At 37.5% G+C, this 19667-nt stretch carries 13 protein-coding genes and 4 tRNA genes; 16 read left to right on the plus strand and 1 reads right to left on the minus strand.

Annotation, left to right across the window (positions count from 1 at the left end; translation table 11 throughout):
* Positions 1–75: 75 nt before the first annotated feature.
* The 16 genes from DWZ63_RS12670 (at position 76) to DWZ63_RS12745 (ending at position 18232) form a co-directional block, all read left to right on the plus strand.
* Positions 76–3831: a phosphoribosylformylglycinamidine synthase gene (locus DWZ63_RS12670; RefSeq protein ID WP_055942123.1), complete on the plus strand. Its 3756-nt coding sequence runs from the start codon at positions 76–78 to the stop codon at positions 3829–3831.
* Positions 3832–4014: 183 nt separating this feature from the next.
* A tRNA-Gly gene (locus DWZ63_RS12675) sits at positions 4015–4086 on the plus strand.
* Positions 4087–4149: 63 nt separating this feature from the next.
* Positions 4150–4221 (plus strand) — tRNA-Gly (locus DWZ63_RS12680).
* A gap of 62 nt (positions 4222–4283) precedes the next feature.
* A tRNA-Gly gene (locus DWZ63_RS12685) sits at positions 4284–4355 on the plus strand.
* Between the two features lie 62 nt (positions 4356–4417).
* Positions 4418–4489: transfer RNA gene (locus DWZ63_RS12690), tRNA-Gly, on the plus strand.
* 112 nt (positions 4490–4601) lie between these two features.
* Positions 4602–4799 carry a DUF1858 domain-containing protein gene (locus DWZ63_RS12695; protein WP_022015262.1) on the plus strand — a complete coding sequence of 66 codons (198 nt, stop codon included), beginning with the start codon at positions 4602–4604 and terminating at the stop codon, positions 4797–4799.
* A 234-nt stretch (positions 4800–5033) separates the two neighbouring features.
* Entirely contained in the window at positions 5034–6761 is a 1728-nt protein-coding gene (locus DWZ63_RS12700; protein WP_055942121.1) for a hypothetical protein, read from the plus strand.
* Between the two features lie 230 nt (positions 6762–6991).
* Positions 6992–7399: a hypothetical protein gene (locus tag DWZ63_RS12705; protein WP_055942118.1), complete on the plus strand. Its 408-nt coding sequence runs from the start codon at positions 6992–6994 to the stop codon at positions 7397–7399.
* 5 nt (positions 7400–7404) lie between these two features.
* Positions 7405–8277, plus strand: a complete 873-nt coding sequence (locus DWZ63_RS12710; RefSeq protein WP_055942115.1) for a DUF5685 family protein — start codon at positions 7405–7407, stop codon at positions 8275–8277.
* Positions 8274–8936 carry a DnaJ domain-containing protein gene (locus tag DWZ63_RS12715; RefSeq protein WP_055942112.1) on the plus strand — a complete coding sequence of 221 codons (663 nt, stop codon included), beginning with the start codon at positions 8274–8276 and terminating at the stop codon, positions 8934–8936. The genes DWZ63_RS12710 and DWZ63_RS12715 overlap by 4 nt, the downstream gene beginning before the upstream one ends.
* Before the next feature lie 83 nt (positions 8937–9019).
* On the plus strand, positions 9020–9250 hold the full coding sequence (locus tag DWZ63_RS12720; protein WP_022015257.1) for a hypothetical protein: 231 nt from the start codon (positions 9020–9022) through the stop codon (positions 9248–9250).
* 146 nt (positions 9251–9396) lie between these two features.
* On the plus strand, positions 9397–10035 hold the full coding sequence (locus DWZ63_RS12725; protein WP_055942109.1) for a hypothetical protein: 639 nt from the start codon (positions 9397–9399) through the stop codon (positions 10033–10035).
* A gap of 309 nt (positions 10036–10344) precedes the next feature.
* Positions 10345–10743 carry a thioesterase family protein gene (locus tag DWZ63_RS12730; RefSeq protein WP_055942107.1) on the plus strand — a complete coding sequence of 133 codons (399 nt, stop codon included), beginning with the start codon at positions 10345–10347 and terminating at the stop codon, positions 10741–10743.
* A gap of 148 nt (positions 10744–10891) precedes the next feature.
* Complete coding sequence (locus tag DWZ63_RS12735; RefSeq protein ID WP_118500071.1) at positions 10892–12646, plus strand: 1-deoxy-D-xylulose-5-phosphate synthase; 1755 nt, start codon at positions 10892–10894, stop codon at positions 12644–12646.
* Between the two features lie 297 nt (positions 12647–12943).
* Positions 12944–15754: a transporter substrate-binding domain-containing protein gene (locus DWZ63_RS12740; protein WP_055942101.1), complete on the plus strand. Its 2811-nt coding sequence runs from the start codon at positions 12944–12946 to the stop codon at positions 15752–15754.
* A 102-nt stretch (positions 15755–15856) separates the two neighbouring features.
* Positions 15857–18232, plus strand: a complete 2376-nt coding sequence (locus tag DWZ63_RS12745) for a phosphoketolase family protein (protein ID WP_055942098.1) — start codon at positions 15857–15859, stop codon at positions 18230–18232.
* 183 nt (positions 18233–18415) lie between these two features.
* Here the strand turns inward: DWZ63_RS12745 and DWZ63_RS12750 are convergent, their stop codons facing one another.
* A complete protein-coding gene (locus DWZ63_RS12750) occupies positions 18416–19495 on the minus strand; it encodes a helix-turn-helix domain-containing protein (RefSeq protein ID WP_055942095.1) in 1080 nt (359 codons plus the stop codon).
* Positions 19496–19667 lie beyond the last annotated feature (172 nt).

The raw sequence follows: 19667 nt of genomic DNA on the forward strand, positions 1-19667 counted from the left end.
AGCAGCATGGTGTCTGTACTATGTACAGATAAATGTCAGAGCATACAAACATATAAATGAAATGGAGGCACCGCAATGGGAAGTGTAAGAAGGATTTATGTTGAAAAGAAACAGCCATATGCAGTACATGCAAAGGAACTTAAAGAAGAAGTAAAGCGTTATCTTGGTATAAAGAGTATTAATAATGTCAGGGTACTTATTCGCTATGATGTTGAAAATCTTAGTGATGCAACTTATAAGCAGGCTCTTGGAACAGTATTTTCTGAGCCGCCAGTTGATAACTGCTATGAGAATGAATTTAAAAAAGCTAACGGAAGTTTTGTGTTTTCAGTTGAATATCTTCCGGGTCAGTTTGACCAGAGAGCAGATTCGGCAGAACAGTGTGTTAAACTTTTAAACGAGAAAGAAAATCCCGTTATCCGTTCAGCAACGACTTATGTTTTTGAGGGAGATATAGATGACCAGGATAAAGAGAAGATTAAAGAGTATTGTATCAACCCTGTAGATTCAAGGGAGGCTTCAGAAAATATTCCTGAGACACTTGTACAGGAATTTGATGAGCCGGCGGATGTTGCTATATTTGACGGTTTCAGACAGATGTCTGAGGACGAACTTAAGAAATTATACGAGTCTCTTAATCTTGCAATGACATTTAAAGATTTCCTGCATATTCAAAATTACTTTAAAAATGAGGAAAACAGAGAGCCTTCCGTTACGGAGATTCGTGTACTTGATACATATTGGTCAGACCATTGCCGTCATACAACATTCCAGACAGAACTTAAGAATGTTAAGTTTGAGGATGGTTATTACAATGCACCTATCGAAGCATCTTATGAGATGTATGAAGCTGCAAGAAAAGAACTTTTCAAGGACAGACCTGACAAATATGTTTCGCTTATGGATATTGCACTTATGGGTATGCGTAAACTCAAAGCTGACGGAAAACTCGATGATATGGAGGAGTCAGATGAGATAAATGCCTGCTCTATAGTAGTTCCTGTTGAAATAGACGGAAAAACTGAAGAGTGGCTTATCTTCTTTAAAAATGAGACACACAACCATCCGACAGAGATAGAGCCTTTCGGTGGTGCAGCTACTTGTCTTGGCGGTGCTATCCGTGATCCGCTTTCAGGCCGTGGTTATGTATATCAGGCTATGCGTGTGACAGGTGCGGCAGACCCTACGGTATCTATGAAAGATACACTTCCGGGAAAACTTCCACAGCGAAAGATAGTAACGGGTGCCGCAAAGGGATACAGTTCATACGGAAACCAGATAGGACTTGCAACAGGTCTTGTAAATGAGATATATCATCCGAACTATGTTGCAAAGAGAATGGAGATAGGTGCCGTTATGGGTGCTGCTCCAAGACGCAATGTTATCCGTGAAAATTCTGATCCGGGAGATATTATCATTCTTCTCGGAGGTCGTACAGGTCGTGATGGTATCGGTGGTGCTACAGGTTCTTCAAAGGCACATACTACAAAGTCTATTGATGTATGTGGAGCAGAAGTTCAGAAAGGTAATGCACCTACAGAGAGAAAGATTCAGCGTCTTTTCAGAAGAGAAGAAGTAAGTTCTATCATCAAAAAGTGTAATGACTTTGGTGCCGGTGGAGTTTCAGTAGCTATCGGAGAACTTGCAGACGGACTTAAAGTAAATCTTGACAAGGTACCAAAGAAGTATGCCGGTCTTGACGGAACAGAACTTGCAATTTCAGAGTCACAGGAGCGTATGGCAGTTGTAGTTGACAGTAAAGATGTTGACAAGATGCTTAAGTATGCCGAGGAAGAAAATCTTGAGGCAGTGGCAGTTGCCGAGGTTACAGAAGAACCTAGACTTGTGCTTTCATGGAGAGATAAGGTTATCGTAGACCTTTCAAGAGCATTCCTTGATACGAACGGTGCACACCAGGAGACAGATGTAGTTGTAACTATGCCTGATGAGAAAGCAAACTATTTTGATGAAAAGAAAGATACAACAGATGTAAAGAAAGCATGGCTTGATACATTATCAGACTTAAATGTATGCTCACAGAAAGGGCTTGTTGAGATGTTTGACAGTTCTATCGGTGCAGCGAGCGTATATATGCCATATGGCGGAAAATATCAGCTTACACCGACTCAGTCTATGGTCGCAAAACTTCCTATGTCAGAGGGCAAATGCGATACTGTTACGATGATGAGTTACGGACTTGACCCATATCTTGCAAGCTGGAGTCCATATCACGGTTCTGTATATGCGGTTATTTCTTCTGTTGCAAAGATTGTTGCGGCAGGTGGAGATTACAGTAAGATAAGATTTACATTCCAGGAATATTTCAGAAGACTTGGAGAAGATCCAAAACGCTGGGGTGAGCCTATGGCAGCACTCTTAGGTGCATATGATGCACAGATAAAACTCGGACTTCCTTCAATAGGCGGTAAGGACAGTATGTCAGGAACATTCAATGATATTGATGTGCCTCCGACACTCTGCTCATTTGCCGTTGATATTGCAAAGACCGGGGATGTAGTATCACCTGAACTTAAGAAAGCCGGAAATGTATTAGTTAAATTTGATATTGAAAAAGACAAATACTCACTTCCTGTTTATGATAAACTTATGTCACTCTACTCAAAGATAACAGATATGATAAAATCAAAAGTTATTGTTTCAGCATATGCCGTAGGTTTCGGCGGTATCTGTGAGGCTGTCAGCAAGATGGCATTTGGTAACGGACTTGGAGTAAAGATTGACGAGAGTGTAGACAGGGACGAATTATTCGCTAAAGAATATGGTTCTATCATAGCTGAAGTGTCAGCAGATGACCTTGATAAGATTATGGCAGAGTACAAGAAGATTGCTCTTGTAACAGACGATGCCGAATTTGTATATGGTGATGCAGTAATTTCAATGAAAGAAGCACTTGAGAACTGGACAGGCAAACTTGAGAGTGTATTCCCTACACGCTCAGATGTTGAACAGATTGAACTTGAGGACAAACTTTTCGATGCAAAAACTGTTTACACGGCAAAGAACAAGGTTGCAAGACCTAAGGTATTTATACCGGTATTCCCTGGTACAAACTGTGAATATGACACAACAAAAGCATTTGAACTTGCAGGTGCAGATGTAAAGACAGTCGTATTTAAAAACATGACAGAAAGCCAGATAGTAGAGTCAGTAAATGCATTTGAGGCAGCGATAAAAGAGTCTCAGATACTTATGTTCTCAGGCGGTTTCAGTGCAGGTGATGAGCCTGACGGTTCAGCTAAGTTTATCGCTTCTATTTTTAGAAATCCAAAGATTATGGAAGCGGTACATGAACTCTTACAGAAGAGAGACGGACTTGCACTTGGTATCTGTAACGGTTTCCAGGCTCTTATCAAACTCGGACTTGTACCGTTTGGTGAGATTAAGCCACAGACAGAAAATGCACCTACGCTCACTACAAACAGCATAGGTCGTCATATATCTAAGTCTGTATATACAAAGGTTGTCACAAACAAATCACCATGGCTTATGAAAGCAGAACTTGGCGGAGTTTACGCTATACCTGCATCACATGGTGAGGGTCGTTTTGTAGCACCTAAGAATGTGATAGACAACCTGTTTGCAAACGGTCAGGTTGCGACAAGATATGTAGACCTTAACGGAGTTCCTACAATGGATGAGGATTACAATCCAAACGGTTCATATGCAGCTATTGAGGGTATCACGAGCCCTGATGGACGAGTGCTTGGAAAGATGGCTCATTCAGAGAGAATAGGTGACAGCGTAGCTATAAATATTGTTGGAAACCAGAACCAGCATATCTTTGAATCAGGTGTGTCATACTTTAAGTAGAGGTATTCTGCCATAAAAAGAGAATTTAGCATACAATGAACAAGCTCATTGTATTGCCAATTATCTTTTTATGGATGAACTGTTACAAAAAATATAAAAAAATTAAAAAAAGTGTTGACAAGCACAAGACTTTCATGTAATATATATCTTGCTTGCGGCGGACAGCTCGCAGGCAGGATAAATGCACGAGTGGCTCAGTGGTGGAGTATCGCCTTGCCAAGGCGAGGGTCGCGGGTTCGAATCCCGTCTCGTGCTTAAGATAAGATTTGAGTATCTAAAGATATTTGAGTTTAGTCTTACAATTACATATTCAAAAATGCACGAGTGGCTCAGTGGTGGAGTATCGCCTTGCCAAGGCGAGGGTCGCGGGTTCGAATCCCGTCTCGTGCTTGAGATGAGATTTGAGTATCTAAAGATATTTGAGTCAGTCTTACAATTACATATTTAAAAATGCACGAGTGGCTCAGTGGTGGAGTATCGCCTTGCCAAGGCGAGGGTCGCGGGTTCGAATCCCGTCTCGTGCTTTAGATGAGATTTGAGTATCTAAAGATATTTGAGTCAGTCTTACAATTACATATTTAAAAATGCACGAGTGGCTCAGTGGTGGAGTATCGCCTTGCCAAGGCGAGGGTCGCGGGTTCGAATCCCGTCTCGTGCTTTTTGATTATTACCAGGGTGAAACATTTAAGTTTTGCCCTTTTTTCAAATCATTATATTATTTTATCTAAAAGAGATACCGAGAGTACCTTAAACTGGAATGGAGGATTAAAATGGTTGTAACAGAGTATTCACTTATAGGAGCGTTGCTTAGATTTTATCCTGATACGATAGAGGATTTTAAGGAGGTAGGGATGAACTGCGTGGGGTGTCCGTCTTCGGCAAAGGAGACTATAGGGCAGGCTTGTAATGTTCATTCGGTTGATGTGAACGAACTTATCAAAAAACTGGATAAGAGGATTAACGGTTAATTCAGCATTGCAAAATATAATGCAGGTTGTGATGATTATCAGAATATAACAAAATAATACCGCTGGCACGCTTTCGCTATGCTGTCGCTCGCAGCAGTACATAAATCAGCAAAAAAGGCTGATTAAATACTGGCGGCGACGAAATACCGGCTAATATTATTTGTTATATACGGACAGTCTTGTTACGGAATGAGATATTTTTCAAATGAATTAAAGAAAGAAATGAGGATTGGTATGGGAAAGAAAAAAGACAAGAAGAAAAATAAAAAGAAAAAGGAAAATATTGATATGAGTATTAAAAAGAAAGTTTATGCTATATTGACGATTTTACTTATTGTGCTGGCTGGGGCATATTATTATGCTTTTTTCCCGGCGATAAACATTCATCTGGAATCTTTTTGGGGGGCAGTGGTGGTATTATTTATAGCCCTCGGATGCATATTTGCATTAAATCAGCTCAAAAATGCAATGTCATCAAATGTTGTTGAAGCATTTAGGGAAAAAAAGATGTCATTTATGACAAGACTTTGTTGGACACTTGCTGTTCTGGCTGTGCTCATATTTGTAATTGGCTCTGTGGCAGGTCTTAAATTGTTCCGTGCAAAGTCATATTCTAATATGCTTAAAGTTAAGACTTACGATTTTGCAAAAGATATTGAGGAGACAGACCAGATTACAGATATAGCACTTATGGATACGGCGAGTGCAAAGATATTTGGTAATAGAAAGATTGGCTCACTCTCAGATGTTGTAAGCCAGTATGAGGTGGAGGATGCATATATGCAGATAAGTGTTGAGAAAAAGCCATTTAAGGTTTCTGCACTTAAATATGCAAGTTTCTTTAAATGGTGGAACAACAGAAGCAAGGGAATACCTGGATATGTAAAGATAAATCCGGTAAATTCAAATGCAGAGTATGTTGCACTTGACAAGGGAATGAAGTATGTTCCGTCAGCTTATTTTAATTATAATCTTGAAAGACATGTACAGCTAAAATATCCGACCAAGATAATAAGCGGTTATAATTTTGAGGTTGATGACAGCGGAAAGCCATATTATATCTGTCCGACGGTGACTGCAAAAATAGGTCTGTTTGGCGGTGTGGATGTAAATGGTGTTATAATATGCGATCCGGTGAGTGGCGATTGTCGCTATTATGGTATAAACAATATTCCAAGCTGGGTTGACAATGTTTACAATGGACATTTGCTTGAGAAAAAATACAACTGGTACGGAGTGCTTTCAGATGGTTATATAAACAGTGTGATAGGTCAGAAAGGATGTAAGCAGACAACTGATGATTTTGGTTATAAGATAATCGGTGATGATGTGTGGATTTATACAGGTGTTACATCAGTGAATGGAGACCAGTCAAATATCGGTTTTGTTATGATGAACCAGAGAACATCCGAGGCAAAATACTATAAAGTATCAGGTGCGGAAGAACATTCGGCAATGTCTGCTGCAGAAGGAGAGGTGCAGGAAAAGGGATACAAGGCGTCTTTTCCGAGTCTTATAAATGTTGCAGGTGTACCAACATATATTATGGTATTAAAGGATGCCGGCGGACTTGTAAAAATGTACGCTATGGTAAATGTGTCGCAGTATAACATGGTCGCAACGGCAACATCACAGACAGAAGTTTTTACGAACTATAAAAAGATGCTTGCAAAGAGCGGAAAATCAGGTGATGTTGACAAACTCTCTGAGACAAAAGATATTGTTGTGTCTGATGTGAAATATATTGATACGGATGATGGAACAATGGTGTATGTTAAAGATTCGGATGGAGATGTATATAAGCAGGCATTTGCGGATAATGAACAGCTTATAAAACTGAATGTCGGGGATAGGATAGAGATTAAATATGAGCCGTCTGAGGATGGCATAAATTATATGACATCATATGAGTATATAGAAAAACAGGCATACCGTATAATTGAAAAAGGAGAAAACGGCTGATTGTTCTTGCACTGTATTGCATATGCAGGCAATGATTATAAATAGAAAAGACAGTTTATATATATTTAATAATTGTTCATAATTAGATACATTGTATTTTAGCCACAATGCGATAATATATAATATAGAAAGTCATACAAACGGTTTTTCCGACATATTATATAAGATTTTAATGTTGGGCAAATTAGAAGTATGGTAATTAACATATCGTTTTGAAAGGGCTTGATATTATGAGAGAAAAAATTGCCAGATTTATGCAGGGTAGATATGGAGTGGATCAGTTTAGTAACTTTCTGGTGATGGCAGCCGTTGTACTTATGGTTTTAGAGATGTTTATAAGAATTCCATTAGTGCGTATGATATTTAATACGGTTACTTTGGTTCTGATAGTATATGCTTATGTCAGGATATTATCAAAAAATATAAACAAGCGGTATGCGGAAAATGAGACATTTATGAGATATTACGGCAGGTTTAAAAATTTTGCCGCAAGAAAGAAAGCTCATATGGTACAGAGAAGAACACATCACATATATAAGTGTCCGAATTGTAAACAGAGTATAAGAGTGCCAAAAGGAAAGGGTCGTATTGCCATTACCTGTCCGAGATGCAAGACTGAATTTATAAAAAGGAGCTGATATGCTTGTTTGGTTATATCATTCCAAATTATGATGAATTAAAAGTTAAAGAATTTAAACATTATCATGAATTTTATTGTGGATTATGTCAAAGCCTAAAAAAATATGCAGGGCTTAGAGGTCAAATATCGCTGACATATGATATGACATTTTTGGGATTGCTGCTTTCATCTCTTTATGAGGATGAGCCTGCAGATATGTCGGAGTGCAGGTGTGTTGCACATCCTAAAAAAAAGCATCGCTATGTCATATCAGAATATATTGATTATGCGGCTGACATGAATGTTCTCATGACATATTATAAGTGCATGGATGATTGGAATGATGAAAAAAAATTTCTTAAAGTGGTTTATGGAAAATTGCTTAAGAAGAAAGAAAAAAGCATTGCATTACGCTATGAAGAAAAAACAAATATAATTTTGGAAAATCTTGCAAGTTTGTATATGGCTGAAAAAGCACAGAGTCAAGATCTTGATGAGGTATCAGGATATTTTGGGAAAATTTGTGAGGCAATATTTGAATATAAAAATGATGAATGGTCGGAAATTCTTAAAAAGATAGGATTTTATCTTGGAAAATTTATTTATCTTCTCGATGCGTATGAAGATATGAATGAAGATGAAAAAAAGGATTGTTACAATCCACTCATCAGGTTAAAGGAGCAGAAAAGGGAAAAATTTGACGATTATATGCATGATATATTTGTAATGATGATGTCTAAAGCCGGCAGGGCATACGACAGGTTGCCTATTGTCGAAAATTCCGGAATATTAGATAATATAATATATTCGGGAGTGTGGCAGAAATACAACAGGATATTAAGTGCAGCAGATAAGGATAACTTAAAAACTGACAATCCGGATTGGAGGAAAATATGATGGATCCCTACAAGGTACTTGGGGTATCACGTTCGGCTTCACAGGAAGAAATAAAAAAATCATATAGAAATTTGAGCAGAAAATATCATCCGGATGCCAACATAAACAATCCGAATAAAAAAGAGGCAGAAGATAAATTTAAGGAAATCCAGCAGGCATATCACCAGATAATGGATGAGCGTGAAAATGGAGGATATGCAGGTGGCTTTGGATACGGTGATGCCGGTAATAGTGGATATTATTCAGGCTTTGGAACAGGTTTTTCAAGTTCATCTGATAGTGAAAATGAAGAATACAATATGCACTTAAGGGCGGCTTCAAATTATATAGCAAACAGATATTATAGAGAAGCACTGAATGTTCTTAATCAGATGAACGAGAAGAATGGACAGTGGTATTATCTTAGTGCAATGGCAAATGTAGGACTGGGAAATGATATAATCGCACTTGAACAGGCAAGACAGGCTATGGAAATGGAGCCTGAAAATATACAGTATGTGACACTTGTAAGAAGGCTGGAAACAGGAAACATCTGGTATGAGGATATACATCATTCATATGACACTCCGGGGGAGGCTGATGGAGGGTTTTGTATGAAACTCTGTCTGACATATGCTCTGTGTAATTGCTGTATGAATGGTTCAGGATGGTTTATATAATGTGGATTTATAGTTTCAGATGTTGTCTGAAAAGATAAAACAAAAATAAAAGATATTTATAAAGAAAGGGAAACTTATATATAATGAGAGAGATGACATTTAAAATGGAACGACCCGGTCTTGTAAAAGAAGGTGACAGTGTCCATGTAAGCGAAAAGAAAACAGCATTAAATTACAGTTATATAATAGAGCCGGCGGTAGCAATGTCCGGTTGTTTTAAAGTAAACGAGCGAATAGAGGACAGGGATGGAATCGTAAAAGAAATAAAACACACAGAACGCGGCTATTACGTCATTGTAGAATTTGCAAAATAAATGAATATATTTTTTAAAACTCTGTTGCATACTTGTATGCAAAACAGAGAGAAAAAAATATATGAGTGAAACGAACAGCGAGGAAACCAGTTTACGAGCTGACATTTATTTTAGCTGAATATATTTGACAAATTAAGGAGTAAAAAATGATAAAGTTTAATAATACGGCAGTAATGAATTTTGAAAATGCGATGCGTGGTGCAAGAAATCCGTTAAACAGTTGGGCGAGAAGCGACAGCAGTTATGATGAAAATGGAAACTTTGTTTTTGGTTTAAATGACCTCGATCTTGCAAAAAGGTTATGTCAGGCTGGAAATGACCACAGAAAATTTATAAGACAGATATTTATTTCGGTAGATATAACTGCACCTATTTACTGGTGGAAAGAGTACGATACATACAAGGTAGGTACAGTGGCAAATTCGACGAGTACCATGCATAAGATACACAGCAAGCCGTTTGAACTTGCTGATTTCAGCACAGACCATATGACTGACGAGGCACTTGATACGATGAAAGTTATGGTAGAGTCACTTGAAGAAATAAGACTTAAATATATGGAGACAAAAGATAAGGCACTTTGGTACAGTCTTATACAGCTTTTGCCTGAGAGTTATCATCAGATGAGAACCTGTACGATGTCATACGAAAATGCCATAGCAATGTATAATGCAAGACACAATCATAAACTTGAGGAGTGGCATACATTTTGTGACTGGGTATGTGAACTGCCTTATTTTATGGAACTGTTTCCGTTTATCAAAGACGGGAAGCAGGCTGAATGAGCAGACTGCTCATAAATGAGGATAGTGTTAAAAATTCATGTATGTAGGATTTTTATCTATGCTATCTGATGCAGATTTGATATACACAAAAATAAAAGAAAAGATATGTACTCTCGAAATTCTTTGTTTTGACTAGTGTAATGGCATGTTGCTATTTAGTCAAATGATGCGGAAGAATGAGCCGTAGCGGGCTACGGCGATTGATGACAACGCAGCAAATGTAAATTCAAGCAAGTCATTTGGCTGAATATGAACATGTCACTACACTGGATACTGAGAGGACATAAGATAAATAAGGAGGACATAACAATGGTTAAAAAGGGAATTAAAGGACATGGAGAAATAGTGGTAACAGCAGCACTTTCGGCTGAGAAAATGGGCAGTGGGGTAATGGATGTATTCGCAACTCCTGCCATGCTTGCACTTATGGAAAATACAGCATATAAAAGTGTTTTGCCATATCTTAATGAGGGATGTGGAACAGTCGGAACAAAAGTAGATATAGAGCATATTGCTGCATCACCAGTCGGAATGAAAGTAGAGTGTGATACTGAACTTATCGAGGTAGACGGAAGAAGACTTGTGTTCAAGGTAGAGGCATCTGATGAAAAAGGTCTTATCGGAAAAGGAACACATGAGAGATTTATTATAGAGAGCCAGAAATTCCGTGAAAAGACATACAATAAATTAAAGAAAGATGAAGAGTAATCTAAGATAGCAATGCATATTTATATGCATTGCTATCTACTTTTGACCCTAACATCATAATAATTTAATAAATTTAGGTCTTGACCTAAAGGTAACTTTAGGTATTATACTTTCGTTAGCATGAAAATATCAGCTTAGGAGGAAAAATATGTATTTAGAAAAAATAAACGGACCTGAAGATGTAAAAAAATTAACTGACGATGAGATGATAAAGCTTGCCGCAGAGATGAGAAATGCACTTTTAAAGAGGGCAAGTATTCACGGTGGTCATTTTGGACCAAACTTCGGAATGATTGAAACAACGATAGCACTTCATTATGTTTTTGACTCGCCAAAGGACAAGATAGTATATGATGTATCTCATCAGACATATCCGCATAAGATGCTTACAGGCAGAAAAGATGCATATCTTTATGAAGATAAATATGATGATGTTTCAGGATATAGCAATCCTCATGAAAGTGAACATGACTTTTTTACAATAGGTCATACATCAACTTCCATCAGTCTTGCATCCGGTCTTGCAAAGGCAAGAAATTTAAAGGGTGAAGACGGAAATGTTATAGCCGTTATAGGTGATGGCTCTCTAAGCGGTGGTGAGGCATTAGAGGGGCTTGATTATGCTGCTGAATTAGATGGGAACTTTATTATCGTTGTAAATGATAATGATATGTCTATAGCAGAAAACCATGGCGGAATGTATAAAAATCTTAAAAAACTTCGTGAAACTGACGGAAAGGCAGAGTGTAACTTATTTAAAGCAATGGGACTTGATTATGTCTATGTAAATGAGGGAAACAATGTAAGAGCACTTATAGATGCATTCACAAAAGTTAAGGACAGTAAAAAGCCTGTTGTTGTACATATAAATACACTCAAGGGTAAAGGTTATAAGCCGGCTGAGGAGCATAAGGAAGAATGGCATTACAATGGCCCGTTTGATATAGAAACAGGCAAGCCTCTCGGTGAGATGGAGGTTGAAGATTATTCCAGTGTTACTGCTGACTATCTGCTTAAGAAGATGAAACAGGATAAGTCGGTTGTTGCCATAACATCAGCAACACCTACGGTACTTGGTTTTACTAAGGACAAGAGGGACGAAGCAGGAAAACAGTTTATGGATGTTGGTATTGCTGAGGAAACAGCCGCAGCCATAGCCTCAGGAATAGCAGTAAACGGCGGCAGACCGGTATGGGGTGTTTACAGCACTTTCGTACAGCGTGCATATGATCAGATTTCACAGGATATATGTATCAACAACAGTCCTGCAACTATAGTTACTTTCTCAGGTTCGGTATATGGAATGAATGATGTGACTCATCTTGGACTTTATGACATACCAATGCTTAGCAATATACCAAATCTTGTTTATCTTGCACCGACAACAAAGGAAGAATATCTCGCAATGCTTGACTGGAGTATAGAGCAGACAGAACATCCTGTAGCAATCAAGCTTCCGGGAGGAGAAATGGTATCTGACGGAAAGCGGATAACAAAAGATTTCTCTGTATTAAACAAATATGAAATGACACAGCAGGGAAAGAAAGTTGCATTTATCGGACTTGGAACATTCTATTCTCTTGCCGTTGAGGCAGCGGCTGAATTTGAGAAAAAAACAGGTGTTAAGCCTACGGTCATAAATCCTTATTACATTACGGGAACAGACGAACAAATGCTTGAGGAACTTAAAAAAGAGCATGATGTAGTCGTTACGATAGAAGACGGAATTTTAGACGGCGGTTTCGGAGAAAAGATAGCGAGATTTTATGGAGACTCAGTTGTAAAGGTATTAAACTTCGGACTTAAGAAAGAATTTCCAGACAGATATGATGTTGATGAGATGCTTAAGAAAAATCATCTTACAAAAGAACTTATCTTAACGGATATTATGAATAATCTGTAATTAAAATATAAAGTTCAAAATATATTTTGACCGGGAAAATGATTAAGCATTTATATTTAGTGTAATAAAAGGTGGCATATTAAAAATAATATATGCCGCCTTTTTAATGTATAGGAAAATGCTAGTGTACTAGTAATACAGAGTGGCGTCGGGGCAAAAAGAAAGCAGCTTTGTTACTTGCAATATTTTTGTTGATATGAGAGAATAAACATAATTATTATGAATTATATGTAGTCGGTACGAAAATAAAAATTTTCATACTATACACAAAAAATGTTTGCAGAAGTGAGGGTTAATATGAAAACTTTTTTATATGAAATGCATAAAAAACTTAATTTATATATTTTATTTTTTTGTCTGATAATGATATTGTTGCCGGTTTCAGCCGCAAAAGCAGAAGAGCGGGAGATAAGGGTTGGCTTTGCCAATTCTTCAAAAATGATTTCAAGTGACACAGTAGGGCAGGATTCGGAGTATAAAACAGGCTATGGATATGATTATCTGCAGGATATTGCGTCATATACAGGGTGGACATATAAGTATGTTTATGGAGAGTGGAGTGAATTATTTGAGCTTTTAAGTGAGGGAGAGCTAGATATATTATGTGGTGTATCTTATAGTTTTGCGAGAAGTACACAAATGTATTTTTCACAAAAACCTATGGGTACGGAGGGATATTATATATATGTAAAAGGTGATAATGACGACATAACAGCGGATAATATAAAGAGTTTTGATAATAAAAAAATTGGAATAAATGCTGGAAGCGACAAGGTTGAAAAACTTAGGAATTGGATAATACTTAACGGCATAAATGCTGAAGTGATAGCAGCAGATGGATACAATGAACTTAAATCGGGGCTTATGTCAGGAAAGTACGATGCAATACTTGATACAGAAACTTCTGAAAATAATCAATTTATTCCTATTATAAAGATAGATGATTCGGAATATTATTTTGCCATAAGTAAAAAATATCCTGATATAAAGGATGAACTTGAAAAAGCACAGGATAAATTATTTTCATCAGATCCATATTATAATCAGAATTTACAATATAAGTACTATAGAAATGTAAGTGCAAGAAAAATACTGGATTCTGATGAAAGAAAATGGCTGAACAGACATATGTATATTAATGTAGGCTACCTTAAACATATGCTTGCTTTTTGTGATGAAGATGAAGAAACCGGAGAGCCTATAGGTGTGATAAAAACTATTTTTGATCAGTCGGTAAACCGCTTTCCGGGATTTAGCATAAAATATAAATATCACGCATATGACAATCTGACACAGATGACAAACGCTTTGAAAAATGAAGAGGTTGATTGTATATTTCCTTTCTATGGTGATAAGTGGTATGCCGACAAACAAAATTTTTCAGTTACAAGAATGGTTGTGGATTCTCCTATAGTTGCTGTATATAAAGAAAATTATACAGATAAGACAATGACAAGGATTGCCATAAAGAAGCAGTCAAATTATCAGAGGATATATGCAAAGATATATTATCCTAAAAGCAAAGTGGTTATATATGATACGCCGCAGGAGTGTATAAAAGCAGTTAAGGACGGAGAAGTCGGAGCCACGATTTTTAGTGCATACCGTGTCGACCAGGTATTTAATCTGTCAAAATATGATGATTTAAAAACCGTAAACCTTTCAAGTTCAGTGCCGCTTAGTATTGCGACAAACAGAAGCAATACAACTCTGTTATCTATTCTTAACAAGATTGTGCTTCTTTCGGATGATTCTGAGATAATGCGTACAATGATGACATACTCAAATGCAAAGCAGAATTTTTCAATGTCCCAGTTTGTCAGAGAAAATGCTAATTTTATTATAATATGTATGTCAGTAACATTTCTTATAGTTATACTTTTATGTTCTGCACAGCTTAATCATGTAAAGAAAAACAGAGCAGAACTTGCACTGGCAAAGGAGGATGCAGAACGGGCAAATGATGCAAAATCAAATTTTCTTGCGAGAATGTCGCATGATATAAGAACTCCTATGAATGGAATTATGGGTATGACAAGGATTGCAAAAGAAAATGTCAGTGAGCCGAAAAAAGTAGAATTTGCACTTGACAAGATTGATAGTGCATCAAATCAGCTTAAAAATCTTATAAATGATGTACTTGACATGAGCAAGTTAGAGAGCGGAAAAACAATTCTGTCTTATGAGCCTTTTAATATAAATGATATAATAACTAATTTAAGGGATGTATTTTCTGAAGCAATTGCGGAAAAAGGAATAGAATTTGAAATAAAAAAACATAATATAATACATGAAGAACTTATAGGAAGTCCGTTGCATATTCAGAGGATTATCCAGAATATAGAAAGCAATGCTATTAAATACAATAAGCCGAATGGCAGCCTTAAGATAGAGATTGAGGAGCTTAATGCAATAGAGGATATGACAAGATTTCGTTTTACCATATCAGATACAGGAATCGGTATGAGTAAAGAGTTTACAGAACACTTATTTGAACCATTTTCAAGAGAAAATGACAATGCGGGTACAGAGTATATGGGGACAGGACTGGGAATGGCAATAACAAAAGAGTTGTTAGAACTTATGAATGGCACTATTTCAGTTGACAGCTGTCAAGGGGTTGGCACGGAGTTTGTTGTCGAGATTCCGCTTGACATAAATAAGAATATCAGTCCTGAAAAAAATGAGGAGAAAGTTTTAGATAACTTATCCGGTATTAAGATACTTTTGGTTGAGGACAATGAGATAAATGCAGAGATAGCAAAATATATCCTTAATGGTGCAGGGGCTGGCATAGAGCTTGCCAAGGATGGAAAAGAAGCAGTAGAGGCTTTTTATGCATCAAAAGAATACTATTATGATCTGATACTTATGGATGTGATGATGCCTGTTATGAACGGCTATGAAGCGACAAGACAGATACGCAGTCTTGACAGGAAAGATGCAAAAGAAGTCCCTATAATTGCGATGACTGCAAATGCGTTTACAAAAGATAAACAGGATGCCATTGAAGCCGGAATGAATGAACATGTGGCAAAACCGCTCGATATTAAACTGCTTTTGAGAGTGATTTCAAGGTATAAAGATAAAATAAGTCGCTTCAGGTAACTTTTTTTGAATTACATAGGAATTGGGAATTGAATAGACTGAAAAAAATGTCTACAATGAGAAAAAATGGATACATTTGATTTACATAAGGAGGACAATTAAATGGCAAATACAGATGTTGTTGAAAAGCAGCCATTAACTGAGGATTACCTCAAGAAGATGGACGCATACTGGCGTGCAACTAATTATCTTGGAGCAGCACAGCTCTACTTATTAGATAACCCATTATTACGTGAGCCTTTAACAATGGAGCATGTAAAGAAAAAGATAGTAGGACATTGGGGAACTGTTCCAGGACAGAACTTCATCTATGTTCACTTAAACCGTGTAATTAAAAAATATGATCAGGATATGATTCTTATCTCTGGTCCTGGACACGGCGGAAACTTCTTCGTTGCAAATACATACTTAGAGGGTACTTACAGCGAAGTATATCCTAACATCAGCGAGGATATGGACGGACTTAAGAAATTATGTAAGCAGTTCTCATTCCCAGGCGGAATTTCAAGCCATGTAGCTCCTGAAACTCCTGGTTCTATCAACGAGGGTGGTGAGCTTGGTTATTCACTTGCTCATTCATTCGGTGCTGTATTTGATAACCCGGATTTAGTTGTTTCATGTATTGTAGGTGACGGTGAGGCTGAGACAGGACCACTTGCTACTTCATGGCAGTGTAACAAATTCCTCAACCCTAAGACGGATGGTGCCGTTCTTCCTATCTTACATATGAACGGATACAAGATCAGCAACCCAACAGTTCTTTCTCGTATCCCACATGATGAGTTAGAGCATTTCTTTGACGGATGCGGCTGGAAGCCTTACTTCGTAGAAGGCAGCGAGCCAATGGATATGCATAAGAAGATGGCTGAAGCTCTTGACGCAGCTATGGATGACATTAAAGCTATCCAGAAGGATGCAAGAGAAAACGGAAATACAAAGAGACCTAAGTGGCCTATGATTGTTCTCCGTACACCAAAGGGATGGACAGGTCCTAAGGTTGTTGACGGAAACCAGATTGAAGATTCATTCAGAGCTCATCAGGTACCTATTATGATGGATAAGCCTGAGCATCTTGATATGTTAAAAGAGTGGTTAATGAGCTACCATCCTGAAGAACTCTTCGATGAGAACGGAAAACTTATCCCTGAACTTAAAGCACTTGCTCCAACAGGCGATAAGAGAATCGGTTCTAACCCACACGCAAATGGTGGTAAACTTCTCCGTGATCTTCGTCTCCCTGACTTTAGAGAGTATGGAATTGATGTTCCAAAGCCGGGTGCAGTTGAAGCACAGGATATGATAGAACTCGGTGGATTTGTAAGAGACATCTTCAAACTCAACGAGGAAGAAAGAAACTTCAGAATTTTCGGACCTGACGAGACAATGTCTAACCGTCTTGGTAAAGTATTTGAAGTTACAAACCGTGACTGGAACGGTGAGAAACTTGATACAGACGAGTTCCTTGCACAGGATGGTCGTGTAATGGATTCAATGCTCAGTGAGCATATGTGTGAGGGCTGGTTAGAGGGATACCTTCTTACAGGTCGTCATGGATTCTTTGCAAGCTACGAAGCATTCATCCGTGTAGTAGATTCTATGTGTGCACAGCACGCAAAATGGTTAAAGGTTTGCAATCAGCTTCCTTGGAGACAGTCAATTGCTTCACTTAACCTTATCCTTTCATCAAATGTATGGCAGCAGGATCACAACGGATTTACACATCAGGATCCTGGATTCCTTGACCATATTGCAAATAAGAAGTCAGATGTTGTACGCCTTTACCTTCCACCGGATACAAACTGCTTACTTTCATGTTTTGATCACTGCATCAGAAGCCGTGACTATGTAAATGTATTAGTAACATCTAAGCATCCAAGACAGCAGTGGCTTACTATGGAGCAGGCTGTTAAGCATTGTACTCAGGGTATCGGTATCTGGGAGTGGGCTTCTAACGACCAGGGACAGGAGCCGGACCTTGTTATGGCTTGCTGTGGTGATACACCAACACTTGAGACACTTGCAGCAGTTACAATCCTTAGAAAAGCAATACCTGACATCAAGATTCGTGTAATCAATGTAGTTGACCTTATGAAACTTGAGCCAAATACAAAACATCCTCATGGATTAACAGATGCAGAATATGACGCTCTCTTCACAAAAGATAAGCCAATCATCTTCGCATTCCATGGTTATCATACACTCATCCATGAGCTTACATATCGCAGAACTAACCGTAACATTCATGTATATGGTTATCAGGAGGAAGGAACAATCACAACTCCATTCGATATGCGTGTTCAGAACGAGATTGACCGTTTCAATCTTGTTAAGAATGCTATTTCAGTTCTTCCACAGCTTGGAAACACAGGAGCATACCTTATCCAGCAGATGAACGACAAGCTTGTAGAGCACAAGCAGTACATCCATGAGTATGGTATCGACCTTCCGGAAGTAAGAGACTGGAAATGGGATTTATAGAATAGAATCAGAGTAATATCTGAAAACCTGATATAAACAGAATACTAAAGATAAGGCAGGCAGACCATTTATGGTCTGCCTGTTTGTGTTGGGAAGATTAAAAATCAAATGTAGATTTCTAAAGATAGCGTTGTTTTTTATAAGGACAAAGTTTAATATGTTTGCCATCTGAAACTTTATTTTTTATATATAAAATTTTAGGCATTTCTTTTTAAACTGTGCCGGTGTGAGACTGTATTTTTCGGTAAATATCTTATAAAAATATCCTTTGTTGTGATAGCCTATCATTTCTGCTACCTGTTCTATGGTATAATCCGTAGTAAGCAATAATTTTTCTGCGTGTCTGAGCCTTAGAAGCTGTATATATTCAGTGTAAGTCATGCCGGTCTGTGCTTTTAGAAGTCTGTTAAAATAGTCTTTTTGAAAATGAAATTCCGATACGAGCATTTGTATGGAAATATCCGCAAGATTTTCGGTGATAAACTGTGTTATCTCTTCAAACAAAATCATGTTCATCTTTTTTCTAGTCTGTTTTGAGAGAGAAAAGTCATATTTCGTACCGAGTATCTTAAATATCCTGAGCAAAAGTCCCTGACAGATAAAAGGTGACGCATCATCATATTTTTTCAATTCGTCTATAAGCGACATAAGCGTATTTTCAAGTTTTAAACAGCTTTCTTCGTCATGGGACGGTTTGAAATGAAGATACTGCTGTATGTTTTTCTGCTCTAAGATTGCCGTGTTCAAAAATGCGTTTATTCGCCCGGCGTTACTTAAATGGGTCATCATTTCGTTGAACATATGGCTTGTAATTCCTATAAAAAGTATCGTGGATGAACCATCATCGAGTATTTCCTGATGATGGCAGTTCTTATCTATCAGGCACAGCTCTCCCTTTTGGAATACATATTCCCTGCCGAGTATTTTCTGGTGATATTCACCGTCTATAACATAAAACAGTTCGAGATACTCATGTGAGTGCATCTGGGTACGCATACCGTTTGTAATGTTTTTTTCATATACAAAAGGGGTGGGAGATGGGACTATTGTAGAGGAAATGGTTCCGGAGGAATGAATATCCCATATAAGTGCAAAAATATTTTTACTGACAGACTGCGGATATGTCTTTACCTCGACTTCGTGAGGTGAGTGCTCAGGACTTACTATATTAAAATTGGCATAATAATCGGGAATCTGTTTTTGATTATTTTTATTATATATAAGTTCTGTTATCTGTTTTTTTATATTATCGTTTTTAACCATAAAAGTCCTCTTTTCATACTTTCTTATGGTTTAAATCATAATTTTTTTGATAAGATTCGTCAAGTATGTATATGATTTGATTTTAGTTGAAAAATATGTATAATAAATTAAGCAGGAGAAAATGAAAAGTCCAGCTAATAAATGTCAATAGTTAGATGTGAAAAAAATTATT

It is taken from the genome of Clostridium sp. AF34-13 (assembly GCF_003477845.1).
Classification (GTDB): Bacteria; Bacillota; Clostridia; order Lachnospirales; family Lachnospiraceae; genus Butyribacter; species Butyribacter intestini.